Below are 17116 nucleotides of genomic sequence, written 5' to 3'. Positions count from 1 at the left end.
CCTTCCACAGGTGGTCGGGCGGGATCGGACAGGGCAGTACGGCGAGGTCAGGGCTGGTCCATCTCCTCCCCCATCTGCTGGAGTTCGGTGACGGGGCGCATCAGGGCGGTGTGCGTACGGGCGGTGTCGGCGGGCAGGTGGCCGGCGTGCTGCCACCGGTAGCGGCGCAGCGACACGAGGACGGCCGCATACCGGGCACAGTCCCTGACGAGGCTCGGGTCGAGGTGGTGGCCGCTGCCTGTTGCGTAGCCGCGCAGCAGACGTCTGGCGCGCGGCAGGCAGAAGCCGTCGGGGCAGCACAGCCCCAGCAGTGCCATACCGACGTCCATCGTGGGGAAGTCCCGGGAGCCGTCTTCCCAGTCGATGAAGACCACGTCGCGGCCCTGCCCGGCTGGGACGATGATGTTGTCGGGGAACAGGTCGGCGTGGACCGCGACCATGGGGCCCGTCTGCCGGGTGACGTAGTCGGTCTCGCGCAGCGTCGTACGGGCCCACCTGGCGAAGTCGTCGTCGGGTAGCTCGGCGAGGAGGGCGGCCTCGTCGGCGCCCAGGCGCAGGTTCGGGGGCAGCGGGCAGTCGACGTGAGCGGCGAGGCGGTGCACGCGGCCCAGGGCGGCGCCGGCCGCCTCGACCAGACGTGGCGGCACAACGGCGTACTGACGGCCGTCGATGAAGTCGGCGACGATCACGGGATGCCCGGCGTGCTCGCTGACCCAGCCGCCCTCCACGAGTGGCCGCAGGCGCGGCACGGGGGCGCCCGCAGTGCGCAGGCCTTCCAGGAATCGCACGTAGTGCTCGGCTTCTTGCCGGGTCTTCTTGCACAGAACCGTCACCACGACCGGCCCGCGGGGGGTCTCGGCCCGGTAGTGGACGTTCTCCATGCCGCCGGAGAGCGCGCTGACGATCGGCGCGGGCAGACCGTAGCCCTCAAGGAGCGTGGCCACGTCGGCGGCGGCCCGTGAGGCGTCGCTGGCCGGAGCGGTCATGGGCACACTCCCGGCCTTGGATCGGGGTGGAAGGAGGCGATGATCTCGGCCAGGGTGCGCTGCGGGGCCGCGACACCTCGCAGGGCCCGGTCGAGATTGTCCAGGCACACGCGGATCCGGGATGGGCTGAAGGCGGCGCTCTGGCAGGTGAGCGTGCCAGCCAGGCCGCCGGCCTGCTCCTGAAGAACCCAGCGTTGGTCGATGCTGGTGGGAGCATCGCGGGGACCGGGCCGGTCCAGGTCGAGGTCCTGGCAGTCCGCTCCGTCAAGCGTGAGGGAGCCGGCCCGCATCGTGTTGAGCGCGACGGTGACCTGATAGAGAGGCGCGCCGTCGGCGGCGTGGCAGCCCAAGTCGGCCGCGACATCCTGAATGGGCAGGGCCTGGTGCTCGAGGGCCTCGCGCACTGCGGCGTTTGCGGCGCCCACCAGCTGCGCGGCCGTCTGGCCGAGGTGGAGCCGGAGCCGGATCACCGCGGTGTTCACGAAGTACCCGATCAGATGTTCGGCCTCCGGCCGGGCCCGGTTGGAGATCATCATGCCGATGCGGATGTCGGTGGCCGCGCTCTGGTGGTGCAGGACCAGGGCGAGCGCGGCAAGGAACGGGCCGGCCACAGGACCGCGCTGATGGCCGGTGCGGGCGCTGGCACGCAGAGCATCAACCACGGTGGGCGGGACACGGACGGACTCGACGTCGACCCGGCGCAGCCCGGTGTAGGGGGCGGAGCTCTCGTCGGTGAAGGCGAGCCGCGGCCGGGGCAGGGCCAGGCGCCGCCGCCAGTAGTTCAAGCCCGCTTCCGCCACGGGGCTGCGGCGTTCGCGGTGCATGTCCCGGCTCAGGGAGGCGAAGGTGCGGGGCAGGGGAGGTAGTTGGACGGGCCGACCAGCCAGGGCGGCGTTGTAGAGCGCGGACAAGTCGCGGTACAGCACGCCAATGGACCATCCGTCGCTGACGAAGTGGTGGATCTGCAGCAGCAGGACGTGCTGCTCTGCGCCGAGCCGTACCAGGTGCGCCCGGAACAGCGGGTCGGTGCGCGGGTCCACGTGCGGCGAAGGCACCTGGGCCGCGAGGACGTCCGGCGTCAGCTCGGTGTCGGGGGCAAGGGTGCTGTGGCCGATCCGGTCGGGCATGTGCTCGGCGACGAACTGGACCGCGGTGCCGGTGGGCAGCCGGTGCAGGCAGGTGCGCAGGGCGTGCTGTCGTCGGATCAGGGCCGAGACGGCGCGCTGGAGCGCGTCGTGCTCCAGCGGGCCGTCGATGCGGATGGCGGCGGTGTCGATCGGCCGGAGCCGGGTTGCCTCGCCCGGGGCGGGCCAGCCTCCGTCGGGGCGGAGGAATTCGGTGTCGATGAGTCGTTCCTGGCCGGGAGAGAGGGGTGCCGTCTCCACGATCACGGGCACCGGACCAGACAGCTGTGACGTGGGCGCGGATGCGGGATGCGTCATTCCTGCTCCTGGGGCCGAGTGGCGGGGATGCCGCCGAGGAGGGTGTGCAGGAGGACGAGCCGGTCACCGTCGGGCAGCAGCCAGCGCACTGTGTCGAAGTCGGTGCCGTGGACCGGGCAGAGACCAAGTTCTGCCTCACGGGCCCTCTCGCACAGCAACTGTCCCATGTAGCCGGCGTTCAGCAAGGCGAGCTGTTCGGCGTCGGCGCCGTACAGGGGTGCGGAGTCGGCGGGATGGGTGACCAGCCACAGGGTGAAGGCCGCGGTCTCGGCCAAGGGCCGGTTGACGGGCCCCAGATGGAGGGTGGCCGGATCGAGGTCGACGCCCGGCGCGAGGGGGACCAGGTCGTGTGCCTCGGGGTGGTAGGCGTACACCCCGCCATCCAGACCGTCCAGGCGGCCAGGCCGGATGTGGATATAGAGGTGGACGCTGTACAGGCCGCCGGCGGAGGGATACAGAAACCCGCTACGGCCGGGAGTCTCGACGCGGCGCAGGCTGTCTAACAGGTGACTGAAGGCCTGGGCGCTGACCGATCGGCGGGTGAACTCGCGCGGGGTGAAGCGCTGTTGGCGCACCTCCTGCGTGTACGCGGTCACGTCGGGAAGGATCCGTCGCGTGGGGGCGGCCGGGTAGGCGGGACGGGCGGCGCGGAAGGCGGCCCGTTCGTCTGGGCCGGTGAGCTGGGCGCACTCGCTCCATTGCGTGGCTGCGGGCGCATGCCCGCCGTCGGCTGGGGTGCCGGTGTCCTGGAGGAGGGTGCGCAGCGTGGGCGTGCGGTAGAACGCCGCGAGACCGGGGCGAGGTATGCCGTGCTGTTCCACGGTGTTGGCCAGGCGGATGACGTCGATGCTGGTCAGGCCCATGCTCAGCAGGTCCTCGTCAAGGCCTGCGGGCGCTGGCAGCAGAGCGGTGAGCGCCCCGTGCAGGAGACTCGTCAGCTCCCCGTCTCCGAGTGCGCGGGGGCCGGGTGCGGCCTGGTGAGGGATGAGGGTGAGCGCTTCGCGGGCCAGGGCGGCCCGGTCGATCTTTCCGGTGGCGGTCGTGGGCAGCTCGGGACGCGGGGTGAGGGTGGCCGGGAGCATGTGGGTGGGCAGGCGCTCGGCGAGCGCGGTACGCAGTTCAGCCGACGGCAGGCTGGAGACGACGAAGGCATGCAGGCGCCGTTCGGTGCGTTCGCCGGTGATCACCACGGCGACCTGCTCGACGCCGTCGAGCGCGAGTACCGCTGCTTCGACCTCGCGCACCTCGACGCGGTAGCCGCGGATCTTCACCTGGTCGTCGCGGCGGCCGAGGAACTCGATAGTGCCGTCGGGCCGCAGCCGCCCCCAGTCGCCGGTCCGGTACAGGCGTCGGCCGGTGCGGCCGTCGAAGACGAAGGCGGCGTCGGTTAGTTCGGGGGCGTTCCAGTAGCCGAGGGCGGTGCCGTGGCCGCAGATGTGGAGCTGCCCGGGTGTCCAGGCGGGGCAGGGCAGCAGGTCCTCATCGAGGACTTCGACTCGTTGGCCGGTCATGGACCGGCCGTAGGGGATGCTGGCCCACTCGGGGTCGACGTCACCGATCTCGTACAGGATGGACCAGATCGAGCCCTCGGTGGCGCCGCCGAGGCTGACCACCTGGCACCCGCCGAGCTGGTCGCGGAGCCGGTCGGGCAGGTCGAGTGGGATCCAGTCGCCGCTGAGCAGAAACAGCCGCACGGTGTTCAGGGACTCGTCGCGTTCGGGCACGCTCTCCAGGAGCACGCTGGCGAGGGTGGGGACGGAATTCCACACGGTGACCCGCTCTCGGCGGATCAGATCGGCCCAGGCGACCGGGTCGGCGCGCTGCTCGCGGGTCGGCACGACGAGCGTGGCGCCGGCGGCGAGAGCGCCGAACAGGTCGTAGATGGCCAGGTCGAAGGTGAACGGCGAGACGGCCAGCAGGACATCGTCACGGGTCACGGTGAAGCGGGTGTTGATGTCGAGGACGGTGTTCAGCGCACCGCGGTGGGAGATCATCACGCCCTTGGGCTGGCCTGTGGAGCCCGAGGTGTAGATCACGTAGGCCAGATCCTCGGGCCGCCGCAGCCGCGGCGGCGCCCCTTCCGGCGGCGTGGCCTCAGCGTGGGCGGGCGGGGAGTCGACGACGAGGACATCCGAATCGTCGGGCCAGGGGTGCCGGTCGGCCGCGGTGCGGTGCGTGAGTAGCAGACGGGCGCCGGTCGCGGTGAGCAGATCCGCGATCCGTTGTTCGGGCCAGGAGGCGTCGAGGGGGACGTACGCATAGCCGGCCAGGAGCACCCCGAGGGCCGCGACGGCCTGCTGCCAGCCCGGGTCGCAGACCAGCGCGATCAGTTCGCCCTGCGGCCGGGCCGCCGTGACCTGGTCGGCGATGGTGCGGGCTTGGGCGTGGAGCTCGGCGTATGTGTAGTGCTGGCCGTCGCAGATCAGGGCGGTCCGCTCGGGCTGGGTACGGACGCGGTCCAGGAAGGGCTCGTGCAGCAGCTGGTCGCCGCCCAGCGCGGCAGGCAGCGAGGCCGCTGCGTCCGGGGCCACGAGACGGGGGTGCTGAGGGGCGGTGGGGTCGTCGAGGAGGCAGCGCAGCACGACGGCGTGATCGTCGAGCATGGCCTCGACGAAGGCGTCCGGCAGTGCTCCCCGGACGGAGTCGAGGTTGATGACCAGCCGGCCGGCGGCCTCGTAGGTCTGGTAGTCGAGCAGGACCTGCGGGGTCTGACCGATGCCGTAGACGATGCTGCCGGGCAGCGGCGCTGGCGGCGTGCCGGGCAGCTGGAGGTCGAGCGTGCTGGTGAACACGACCGGGGCTCCTGCGCCCGCCTCGGTCCTTTCGCGCAGGTCGCGCAGGACCTCAACCCCGCTGTAGGTGGCGTGATCGAGGCCGGCCCACAGCTGCCGTTGCAGGGCGCGCAGCCGGTCGGCGAATGTGGCGCCGGACAGGTCCACGCTGGTCAGGACGGTGGAGGTGAAGTCTCCGACGACGCTGTTGATCTGGGGGTGGATGGAAGGCCGGTTGTAGACGGTGACGTTGATCAGGAACTGGCTGCTGTTGGTGAAGCGGCGGAGCGTCTCGTTGAACGCGGCCAGCAGCAGCGCGGACAGGGTGACGCCGTGGGCGGCGGCGACCGCGCGCAGCTGGGTGAGCTCGGAGAGGGAGTAGGTGATCTGCTCGCGTGTGAACCGGGCCGGGGCATCTGCGGCCCGGAGGACGGGCAGCGGAGGTGGGGCGGGCAGCGCGGTAAGACGGTCGCGCCAAAACTTCCGGTCTCGGGCGTAGCGGCTGCTGGCGCTGATGGCCTGCTGGTGGCCTACGTAGGCAGCGAACGTCGTGTGCAGTTCGGGCAGTTTGGCGGCGGGCTGGTCGTAGAGGGTGCGGGCTTCGCGGTAGAGGATCTGCCAGCTCAGGGCGTCGCCGATGAGCAGGTCGAAGCTGAGGAACAGGCGGGTGGTCCGTTGATCGGGCAGCAGGGCGGCCTCGACGGTGAACAGCGGCCACACGCTCGTGTCCCGGCGTGGATGGGAGAGCCGCTCGCGCAGGCGCTGCAGCTCACCTTCGGCGTCGGGCGCCTGACGCAGGTCCCAGGTGCGGATGTCGTACGGCGGGACGTCGGCCAGGGTGCGTTGGCGTCCGTCGGCGGTGATCACGGCGCGCAGCATGGGATGCCGCGCGATCAGTAGCTGCCAGACAGCGGCCAGCCGCTTCAGGTCCAGGTCGGGGACGTCGGCTTCGGTGTAGAGGTGAGAGTCGACGCCACCGAGGTGGAAGTCGACGCGGCGTCCGGCCCAGTACGCCTGCTGGATCCCGGTCAGGGCGAACGGCTGGTCGTCCTCCTCGCTGAAGGCGGGCAGGTTCGGCAGTGGAGGCGGAGGCCCGTCCGTTGCCTTCGCGATGAGCTGGAGGACGTGCCGGGCCAAGGAGGCGGGGGTGGGGGCCTCGAACACGGCGCTGAGGGTGAGGTCGACGGCCAGCGCGCTGCGCAGGCTGGTGACCAGACGCAGGGCGAGCAGGGAGTGACCGCCGGCCTGGAGGAAGTCGGTGTCGGGGCCCGCCGGTTGGCCCAGCAGCTCACTGAAGTGCCCGGCAATGACGTCCACGAGGGGCTCGCGTGCGCGCTGGTCATCGGGGGTGACACCGTCGGCTATCCGAGGCGGCCTCTCGGTGAAGACGGGGAGAGCACTCAGCGCGCCGGTGAGGGTGGCGACAGTGGCGTCGGTCCCCGGCTTGAGGTGTTCCAGCAGGGCGCACAGCGCCTCGAGCGCGGCGCTGGCCTGGCTGTCTGTCACCTGGGCACGGTCGTTGACCAGGCGCAGCCGCAGCCCGTCGGACGGTTCGACAACCAGGGTCATGGCCTGGCGGGTGCGGCCGCCCTGCCCCCGGATCGCAGCCGTCTCGAGCGTGAGCCCATCCTCCTCGGTGCCATCCGGTGAGCCGGTGGGCGGATCGAATGGGTAGTTGGCGATGGCGATAACGCTGTCGTACAGCGCCTGCCCCTCGGGCACCTTGGCCCAGGTGTACAGCTCGGCGGTGGAGCAGAGGCTGTGCTGATCGGCGTGGGCGAGGTCGGTGTGCACGCGGCTGATCCACGCACCGACGTGCTCGTGCGGGTCCGGCGACGTGCGCAGGGGAACGGTCGTGGCCAGCGGGCCCGCGACACGCTCCGCGTCGGGATAGGGGTGGGTGCGCCCGGAGACGGTCACGCCGACGGCGATGTCGTCCCGGTTCCGGTAGCGGGCGGCGATCAGGCTCCAGCACGCGACCAGGGCGGCCGCCTCGGTAATGCCGTGAGCCTGGGTGAAGAAGGTGAGTGCCTCGGTGCACTGCCCGGTCAGCACGCGCGTGTTCTGCCCGAAGCGGCCCGCCTCCGTCCCGGCCTGTGGTCGTTGCGGAGCGAGGGGAGCCAGCGGCGCGTAGCCGTCCAACTGCCTGGTCCAGTGGGTCTGGGCGGCCTCGCGGGGCAGTTCCGTGAGCCACTCGGCGTACGCGCCGAAGGATCGCAGACCAGGGGAGGGCGCCGCGCGGGTGTTGTAGTGGTGGAGGAGTTCGGTGACCAGCAGCAGGTGGGCCCAGCCGTCCAGGATGGAGTGGTGGTGGGTCCATACCAGTTGGTGTCGGGCGGGGGTGAGCGTGTGCACGGCCAGGCGCAGCAGCGGAGGCCTGTTGAAGTCGAAGGGCATGACGTGCTGGGCGTAGGCCAGTGCAGTCAGGACGGCCTGCTGCTGCGGCGGTGTCCTGGTGCTGCTGTCGAGAAACTCGACGGTCAACGGCGCCTCTTCCAGCACCACTTGGTGGGGGTCGGTGGCCAGGTCCCAAGCGAAACCGGTCCGCAGGATCTCGTGGTCGGCGACCAGGGCGTCCGCCGCGCCTTGCAGCCGCGCAGGGTCAAGCTGGCCCCTCAGTTCGAAGATCGTCTGTTCGGTGAAGACGGCCGTGCCGGGGTTCGTCAGGGTGCCCAGGACGAAGCCCTGTTGCGCGGGTGTGGCGGGGTAGAGCGCGGCGATGGAAGCTTTCATGTTCCCTCTCCTCCGAAGGCAGCGGTGATCCGGTCAAGGTCCCTTTGCGGGAGAGTGCTGGTGTCGGCCGGCCCGGAGGCGATCGCGGCATGGCGGGCGAAGGCCTCGGTGAGTCGGGCGAGGGTGGCTTCCGGCATCCAGCCGGGACATGCCCGCCACCGGACCTCGAGCGCACCGGCCCGGGTGAAACAGACGACCTCCAGCCCGAACAGCGGCACGCCGGCTTCGACAGGGGGCAGGTCGACGTCGCTGCCCGGCGCCAGGTCGCCGAGGTAGTTCAACGCGACCGGCGGCAGCAGTCCGGCTGGCGGGGCCGACGCGTGCAGCTGGCCGTGCAGGGCGGCCATCAGCGCCGACGGGTCGGCGAGGAGAGGCTGCTGCGCGTGAAGGGTTCGGAAGGTGGTGAGCCAGCCCACGGTTGAGACCAGGTCATGTCCGGGCAGGTCGCGGCCGTGGAGTTCCACGCACACGCTGGCCGGGAGGTCGGGGCGGACGTCGGCCAGCGCGGCAAGCAGGGCACCAGCCAGCAGGGCCACCGGCCACCGGGGACCCCTCTGGCGGGCTGCGACGAGAGCCTCCCACGCGCGCGAGCCGGGCCGGCTGGCTGTCGTGCACCGCGGCTCGGAGGTCCAGGCCCCCGCGGCAAAGGCGGGACCAGGGCGTGTGCCCGCCGCAGCCAGCCAGGCCAGGTAGCCGTCGTCGCGCAGCAGCCCGGGCGGTGCGGGATGAGCGTAGGCGTGCCACAGCTCCTCGGTGAGGATCTGCAGGGACACCAGATCGGCGACGAGGTGATGGACGACCCACGCAATGCGGGCACGGCGCACTCCGTCCTCGAGCAGGAGCAGGCTGAAGAGCGGACCGGCTAGACCCAGGTGCTGCTCCGCCTGGTCGAGGCGGGCGCGCAGCAGCCTCTCCTGCTCGGCAGGCGTGCGGACGTCGTCGAGCCGAAGCAGACCGAGCGGGACGATTGAGGGCGCCCGCAGGTTCGCGGACCAGCCTGACTCGGTGTGGGTGAAGGCTGAACGCAGCGCCGGGTGCGCCCGGACGAGGACGGCGAGCGCGGCCTCCAGCCGGGCGGGATCGATCTCGGTGTCCGGCGCGTCGTCCACGTAGCGCAGCGCCCAGTGATCGGCGCTGGCGCGGGCAGTGAGCACCGCGGCCTGGACGGACGAGAGGGGAATCGGACCGGGGACGGCGGGTGCGCTGGTCGTGGCGGCGCCGACCGCGGTGTGGCAGGCTGCCGTGATCTGGCCGAGGGTCCGCCGCTGCAGGACGTCGTGCACGGTGAGCGGCAGGCCGGCGCGTTGGGCCCGGCGTGCGAAGAGCACCGCCCTGAGGGAGTTGCCGCCGTCCGCGAAGAAGTTCGCCGCCGCGCTCGCGGGCGGACGACCAAGGACGTCCTCCCACAGCTGGGCCATCAGGCCCATCCCCGGGTCGCCGCCCTCAAGCGGTGGGCCGTCCTCGGCAGCGGGTGTCATGGCGGCAAGGGCGCGGCGGTCGACTTTTCCGCCGGGCTGCAGCGGCAACTCGGGCAGGACCAGGTAGCGGTCGGGCCGCGCGTAGAAGGGCAGCTCGTCGGTCGCCAGGGCCTGGGCCCGCTCGACGACGGACGGGGCGTTCGCGCACGGGGCGGCGACGAGAAAAGCGGAGAGGAGCGGCGAGGCGTCGCTCTGCGGAGGAGTGGCGAGGACGACGGCCTGCGCGATGTGCGGGTCGCGGGTAAGGGTGGCCTCGATTTCGCCAGGCTCGACGCGGTACCCATGGATCTTCACCTGCTGGTCGATCCGTCCCAGCATCTCCAGTTGGCCGTCCGGGCGTCGGCGGGCCAGATCACCGGTGCGGTAGGCGCGGGCGCCGTCGGCCGTGATGAAGCGGGCGGCGGTCTCCTCCGGCCGCTGGTGGTATCCGTCGGTCACCTGGGGGCCGAGCACCACCAGTTCCCCGGCGCAGCCGGGCAGCACCAGGTCATCGCCGCGCGGAGTGCGCAGCTCGACGGTGGTGTTCCACACAGGGTGGCCGATCGGCACCGGATCGGGTACCGCCTCGCCGAGGCGGACGGTGTAGGCGGTGCATCCGACGGTTGCCTCGGTCGGCCCGTACTCATTGGTCACCAAGAGTCCTGGGGCGTCCAACTCCTGCAACACCGGACCGGTCAGCTGCTCGCCGCCGACGACGAGATGCTGCACGGAGCGCGCCATCTGCTCGCCGGTCAGCAGCTGGGGCAGCAGGCGCAGCAGACCCGGGGTCACCTTCAACGGGCTGATGTCTCGTAGCCCGGTGAGGACCTGGCCCAGGGCCTGAGGGTCGTTGGACGGCACGAGCGTGACGCACTGCCCGGTCATAAGGGGCAGGAACAGGCTGGTCACCGTCATATCGGCGGCGATGGACGAGTGGACCACCGTGCCGCTGCCGCCCGGTGTGTTGTAGCGCTCGCCAGCCCAGCACAGGTAGTTCATCAGCGCGGCATGGGTCACGGGCACGCCCTTGGGGCGCCCGGTCGAACCCGAGGTGTAGATCAGGTAGGCGATCCCTTGAGAGCGGGCGCCGGACGGCGGCGGGGCGCACTGCATAGTGGGGGACGCGTCCCGCAGGGCCCTGCCGACGTCCAGCGTGATCAGCCCGTCGACGTCCGCGAGGGCGGGCTGATCGGCAGTGTCGGCGTCGGTCAGCACGAGGCGGGGTGCGGCCTCACGCAGCAGGGTGCGGATACGGCCCGGAGGCAGCGCCGGGTCGAGCGGGACGTAGTGCGCCCCGCACCGCCACACCGCCAGCAGCGCGGTCAGCAGTCCCGCTCGACGGCTCATCAGGACACCCACGAGGTCGCCGTCGCCGACGCCGGCCGCCGCCAACTGCTCGGCCAGGGTGGCACTGTCAGCCTGCAACCGCCGGTAGCTCACGGTGGTGCGGTCATCGGTGGCCGCACATGCCTGGGGCGTTCGTGCGGCCTGGACATTGAACGCGTCCAGCGCCGTTGCGTCCGGCAGCGGGTGTTCGGGGCCGGCGAGGCGGCTGCCGCCCGTCGAGAGACGGGCGATGCCGGAGGCGAGCTGGATCGACGCCGAGGGCTGGGCCATCCGGGAGAGGAGCTGGCCGAGCCAGTCCGCGAGCCGACCGGCGACGTCCGGGCCGCCCGCCGCGGTGTCCACGGTCACGTACAGATCGAGGTCGCGTCCGCGCTGCAGAGACTGCACTTCGATGGCGACGCGGTCGAGCGGGGCGTCCACGGCCTCGACCACCGCATGCCCACTCGGACCGAGGGCCAGTTTGTCCGGGGTGGTGAGGTGGCGGAAGCCCACCGTGAACGCCTCATCCTTCCCTGAAGCGACGAAGAAGTCCCCGTAAGCGGTGACCCGGGCTATCTCGTCAGCGGTGTCGCGCACCCGGTCGGCCAGTAGCTGCGCGGGCGTCTCCGGGACCGCGGGGACCGGCACGTAGCGGCCCAGCACCCCGATCGTGTCGGGGAGTTGGCTGGTCGGACCTGAGACGAACACGGCGAGCGCCCCGCTTTCGTTCGGGGATAATCGGGCGAGCAGCAGGCGCCACGCCGTGACCACGACCTCGGCCAGACTGCCGCCTGAAGCTCCGGCCAGGGCCCGCAGGCCGCCGAGGGTCGTCCCGTCAATCGGAACCGGAACGCTCGACCGGTGCCGCCTTGTCGACATCGGGCGCAGTGTCAGGGCGCGGGCAATGTCGCTGGCGCCGAGGGGCGGGTGGTGCTGCCAGAAGTTGCGGCCGGGCTGTCCCTCAGGGTCGGTGAGCAGGTCGGCGAAGAAGGCCTCGACCCTCTCCGGCGCCGGATGAGACGCGAGCGTTTCGCCCGGGGCGTGGTATGCGGCGGCGATGGCCTGCGCGGTGCGCAGCAGCCCCGGACCGTCCACCACGCCCGCGGCTGGGCGCAGTTCCAGGTACGTGCCGTCGGAACTGGCCGACAGGCGGGCGAGCGGCGCGGCATTGTGTCGGCCGGCTGCTGGCGTGCCGGTGGTGTGCTGAGCGGTGCACACCTCCACGCCGGCCCCGGAAAATTGAAGGCGCTGGCGCAGCGCGGCGTGCGCACCCACGACCTGTTCGGTGGCCCTTTGTAGCCGTGTGGTGTCCACGTCCCCGCAGATGCGAAGACGCAGCAGAGCGGTCCCGAGCGCGGCAGCGCGCAGGTGCTGGGGAGCCGTAGCCGGGCGGCGCGTGCTCTGAGCGGAAAGATGGATCTCCCATGCGGTCCCCGGGGAGTTGGGTGCGTCAGGCATCGGAAGCGCCCTCCCGTCCGGTCAGGGCTCGCAGCCGCGCTTGGACGAGCCGCCGGACATCCGGGCCTGGTGGCCGCAACACGGCGCGCAGCTGTTCCAAGGGCAGTCCCGGCAACGTGCACACCGCGGTGACGACCAGCGGATAGGCCTCAGCGACCCATTCGGCACTCGCCGGCATCACGGCATGGGCATCGACGCGCAGCAGGCCGCTCGCGCCGCCGGGGTGCTCCTGGATGTCGAGCATGAATGGAAAAGGAAGCGGCCACAGGGCCGGTTCGGCCCAGACGCTTACGCAGCCGGGCAGGTCAAGACCGTGTTCCGGGGGCGGCTGCAAGGTGAAGAGGTTGTCGAAGAGCCCTCCTGTGGACGGCCGGACGTGAGTGAGCAGCCCGTAGGGCACCTCGGCCAGTTTCAGCGCCTCGACGCTGGCGGTGAGGGCGGCGGTGAGGTGGCTGCCGACGGTGGCGGACCAGTCGATCTGCAGCGGTACCGGCACCAGGTTGGCGAAGAACCCGACAGTCTCGTCGTATGCCGGATCGGTGCGATTGGCCACCGGGACGCCGCTGACCACTGTCTCGCTTCGGGCCGCGGCAGCCAGCAGCAATTGGTAGGCGGCGAGGTAGAGGTGGAAGGGAGAAGTGGAACGTGCCTGCGCCGTCGCACGGACCCGTCGCACCACATCCAGCCCCAGGACGAACCGGAGGTGGCGCGGGCAGACATCCTGGCCGCTCGCGGTGGACCACGGCCCGGAAGGGACGGCGGCCACCTTGGCCAGGACGTGGTCGATCCCGGTGTCGAACTCGCCGCGCCGGTCACGGTCGGCAACCGTGCGGCTGTAGTCGGCAAACGGTGCTGGCGGCGGGGCGGCGAGCGCGGGCGGATCAGCGTAGGCGGCGCTCAGGTCGCGGTGGATCACGTCCATCGACCAGCCATCGCAGGCGCTGTGGTGCACGGCGACGACCAGCAGGTGATCCTCCGTGTCCAGACGGACCGCGGCCGCCCGGATCAGGATGTCCTGCTCCAGGTCGAAGGGAGCGGCGAAGAACTGCTGCGCCACGCAGTTGGCTTCCTCCTCGCGGCGCCCCGGCGAGAGGCCGGTCAGGTCGACGACTGCGAGGTCGAATCCGGCGGGCTGCAGAAGGCGGTGCCGGAGCTGTCCTTCGTGTTCGGTCAACACGGTGCGCAGTGCCTCGTGGCGGCCGACGATGACGGTGAAGGCCTCGCGCAGCCGAGCTGTGTCGAGGGGGCCGGTGATGCGGTGCGCGGCCGGGATGACCTGGGCGTTGCCACGCTGGCCGATCGCCTCGGCGGCCCAGATCCGTAGCTGTCCCGGAGACGCCGGTGCCGGAGCGTCGTCGGTCGCTTGATGAGAGTCCTCGGCGGCGGGCCCGGCCAGCGAGAGCGGGCGCGCCAGACGGGAAGCACCCCGGATGGTGGGCTGACGCAGCAGGTCCGAGAGCGCCAGATCAAGACCGTCCCGGCGAAGGCGGGCGCAGATGACCGCTGCGGTGAGCGAGTCGCAGCCCAGCGCGAACAGATCGTCCACCACGCCGATCGGCCGTACGCCCAGAACGTCCTCCCACGCGGCGGCGATGTGCCGTTCGGTCGCCGTCTCGGGGGCGATGTAGACCGTGGATAACTCCCTGTGCGCGGTAGGGAGAGTCGCCGTGGTGGCGGCCCGTCGCGCTGGTACGGCCGAGACAGGCCAGCGCACCCGGGAAGCCTCGGACGGCACGGGCGCTGGCCCATCGGCCCGAGGCGGTGCCTGGACCTGTGGAGTGTCGATCAACTGCCAGTCGAGCTGCGCGAGTCCTTCTGCGTCCAGCAGTGCTTCCTCGCTCTGTCCACCCACGGCAAAACGTGCGCGGGCAGCATGGACGAAGGCGCGCGCGGGCACGTTGCGCCCTCCGGTGACCGGCTCCAGCAGGACGCCCGACACTCCAGCGGCGACGGCCCGCTCCCCCAGCGCGCGCAGCAAGTACCACTCGACGTTGCGGCCCATGACCCGGCAGCTGAGGAAGAAGTCACCGACCCGCAGCGCGCCGTCTACGACGGCGGCCGCCGCGAAGCCGACCACGCCGTAGTCACCGAACCGGTCCCGGACACGTACGATCACGGTCACCGCGGGGCCGGCGATGAGCGCACGCACGCTGACGGGTGTGTGGCGGCGCAGTCCCACGTTGAACTGGGTTGTACGGGCGGCCAGTTGACTTATCCGGTCAACGTCACCGGCCGCGGCATCCGCGACATCGATCACGAGTCCGAGCTCGCGCAGGTACGCGCTCCGGCTGGCGGACCGGGCAGCCACCCCCTTACGCTCGGCCTCCTGGGCGACCCCGCCGGCACGGATGCCGTCCTCCGCCGTGGAGGGCACGTCCAGAGCCAGTTGCCAAGTTGCCTGCAAGGCCTCAAGAAAGCCCTGCGGGTGGTCCGGTAGTTCCACCACCGTCAGACCGGGATGGTGATGGGCCACCTCCGCCCGCTCGGCCGGGCTGTCGTCGATGAACACCAGGCTCTCCACGGCAAAGCCGAGTTCGTCGGCGATCGTCGCGATCGCGTCGGACTTCGCCCCCCACGAGGCGTGGACGTATGCGAAGTCGCCCAGGGTCAGCGGCATGTCCGGGTGCGCGGCAAACACGGCCTCCAGGTCGGCGCGGTTATTGCGCGAGCACAGCGCGAGCATCCGCCCCGCCCGGGCCTGTTCGGAGACGAACTCCTGCACCAGACGGAACGGACCGCCGACGTCGACGTGCTCCGGTCCGACCTCTCCGCACACCCCGCCCCACAGCATGTTGTCCGCGTCCACCACCACGGCCTTGGCCACCGGCCGGTCCCCGGCCGTCATCCGCCGCAGCGCCGCCTCCGCCCAGCCCAGAAGCGAACCGTCGGCCGGCGGCGCCGTCCACGCCAGCCCGCGCGCCTGCGCCTCCCGCCGCACCTGCTCGACGTCCGCCTTGGGCATGCCCGGTGCCACCGTGACGACCACCGGCAGCGAGGACAGCTCCGACCAGCGTTCCGCCGCCTCGATCTGCCGAACGGCCCACGGGGCCGAAGCGTGGCTCCCGCGCTGCGGCCGCCACGCGTAGAGCATCACGATCTCCGAGCCGGCGAACAGGTCGTCCTGCTCCACGAGCGTGCCGAAGCCATGCCCGGCAAGCAGGGCGCGCAGCCTCTCCACCCGCCCGGCGATGTCATGGACCTCGACGACGACCTGATCGATCAACGGCCAGTGCTCCAGGTCAATGCCCGCAAGGACATCCTCCTCGGCCCGCTCCGCATCGACCTTCAGCAGATGGACCCGGACGACCCCCCGGTCACGGATCCAGTCCGACAGACGCAGCACCGGAACCGTCAGCTGCTGCCGGTCCGAGAGCCGGCCATGCAGCTCCGGAGCGAGGGCATCCGCGATGTCCTGGGACGATAGAGGTACCGGAGGAAGGCCGCCCGCCCGATGACGCGCGTATCCGCGGACGATCGCCTCGTCGATATCCGGATCCGTGTAGAGCCCGGACTGGAGGGACGACTGCGGGTAGTGCGTGAACGCCGCCGTACCCGCGTGGCGGCCGAGCGCCGACCTCTCCACGTGCGCCCGAATGCCGTAGGCGCGCACGTTGGCCTCCAGTGCGTCGGCCGCGGCGGGAACGGGCTCGAAGGCATGGATACGAACATCCGCGGCCTGCGCGGCGGCATACAGCGTAAAGAGTCCGATGTTCGCGCCGACGTCCACGACCAGGTCGCCATCGTGGATCTCGATGCCACCTCGCAGATATCGGGAGCGCAGCACGATTTCGTCGAACAGTTCGCGGGTCTCGTTCGGGTGGAGGTCGGCGATCGCCTTCCCGTCGGGGAGCCGTCCGGTCAGGCCGCTGTTGGTGGGCGGACCGTCCGCAGAGGGCACCAGGCTCAGGCCCGTAAGGTCACGGGCGACGACCATGAGGTTGGCGCCCCACGGCTGCAGCGGGCTCGTGACCGGTTCGCGGACCTGGGTATCGTCCCGTTCTGCATGCCACACGGTGAGAGGGAGGCCGATCTCGCCGCCCCAGACGCGCAACGCGTTTTCGAGCTCTGTGAACCGGCCGGGGGCGACCACGCGGACCTCGAAGGTGGTCTGACGAAGTCCCTGTACCAAGGCCCCGAGCGTCGCGTCCGGATCCTCGCCCGCTGCCTGCATCAACCTGCTCGCTTGTCCGGCAAGGGCGCTCAGCAGCGCCTCGTCGGCGATCTCGCGACGTGCGTCAAGCCACCACGTCACCCCGTCCTCTGTCATCCGAGCCACGCAGCGCAGCGGGAGGTCGGCTGGAAGTTCTGCCCCGATCGCAGTCTCGGGAGCGGCGAGAACGAAACCGGGAGTGACACTGGTTTCGATCAGCCGGCGTAGGTCATCGAGCGCGCCGCTGGCTGTCCCTGTGGAGGCCGGTGGTTCCCAGCGCGGTAGCTGATGGCCGAGAGGGGCTTGAGTGGCTATCCGGATCCTGGCGAGCCGAATTGATCCGGGTCCGGACTCGGCGAAGGCCACGGAAAGGGGCTCCAGCGGACTGAAGTTGAGCGCCAGTACGGTAGCGAACACTGTCCCCAGGAACAGGGCCATGTCCGTCGTCGGCGACGTGCGGCTGCCGGCGCCCGTGGGAAACGGCCGCGAATGAGCGACTTCGGCGCGCTCAAAAATGCGCCATAACGCTTCCGGCGAACCGATGAGGTGTGGCCCGGACTTGGCTCGCGCGGCGTCCTGGGGGTCGTACGTCAAACCGGTCACGAGGATTTCTCCAGTCGAGACGTGGGATGGCGAAAGGTTGCGGGACCTGGTGCTGAGAGGGCGGAGCTTCCGGGCTAACGGAACGTTGCAATGCCTTTGCCGCGTTCTGGTTCGGTCGTAGGCCCGACTGCCGTCGGGAACGCACCAGATCGCCGGGGTGATCGAGTGTCGGTCAACTGTGCGAGCTGCG

General features: G+C 71.1%; 5 protein-coding genes. All 5 read right to left on the bottom strand.

The genetic code is table 11. The features are described from left to right. Positions 1-47: 47 nt before the first annotated feature. From OG440_RS39210 to OG440_RS39190, 5 genes are read right to left on the bottom strand one after another with little or no spacing between them, the layout of a single operon-like run. A complete protein-coding gene (locus OG440_RS39210; protein ID WP_331753087.1) occupies positions 48-986 on the bottom strand; it encodes a phosphotransferase in 939 nt (312 codons plus the stop codon). Continuing rightward, positions 983-2428, bottom strand: coding sequence for a condensation domain-containing protein (locus OG440_RS39205; protein WP_331753085.1), 1446 nt, complete (start codon positions 2426-2428; stop codon positions 983-985). Before OG440_RS39205 ends, OG440_RS39210 begins: the two co-directional genes overlap by 4 nt. Continuing rightward, positions 2425-7932 (bottom strand): amino acid adenylation domain-containing protein, encoded by a 5508-nt coding sequence (locus OG440_RS39200; protein WP_331753083.1) that lies wholly within the window; start codon positions 7930-7932, stop codon positions 2425-2427. The genes OG440_RS39205 and OG440_RS39200 overlap by 4 nt, the downstream gene beginning before the upstream one ends. Further along, positions 7929-12173, bottom strand: coding sequence for an amino acid adenylation domain-containing protein (locus OG440_RS39195; RefSeq protein WP_331753082.1), 4245 nt, complete (start codon positions 12171-12173; stop codon positions 7929-7931). Before OG440_RS39195 ends, OG440_RS39200 begins: the two co-directional genes overlap by 4 nt. Next, on the bottom strand, positions 12166-16926 hold the full coding sequence (locus OG440_RS39190) for an FkbM family methyltransferase (protein ID WP_331753080.1): 4761 nt from the start codon (positions 16924-16926) through the stop codon (positions 12166-12168). The genes OG440_RS39195 and OG440_RS39190 overlap by 8 nt, the downstream gene beginning before the upstream one ends. Positions 16927-17116 lie beyond the last annotated feature (190 nt).

It is taken from the genome of Streptomyces sp. NBC_00637, assembly GCF_045161545.1.
Classification (GTDB): Bacteria; Actinomycetota; Actinomycetes; order Streptomycetales; family Streptomycetaceae; genus Streptomyces.
This window is presented reverse-complemented; position numbering and strand designations above follow the sequence as displayed.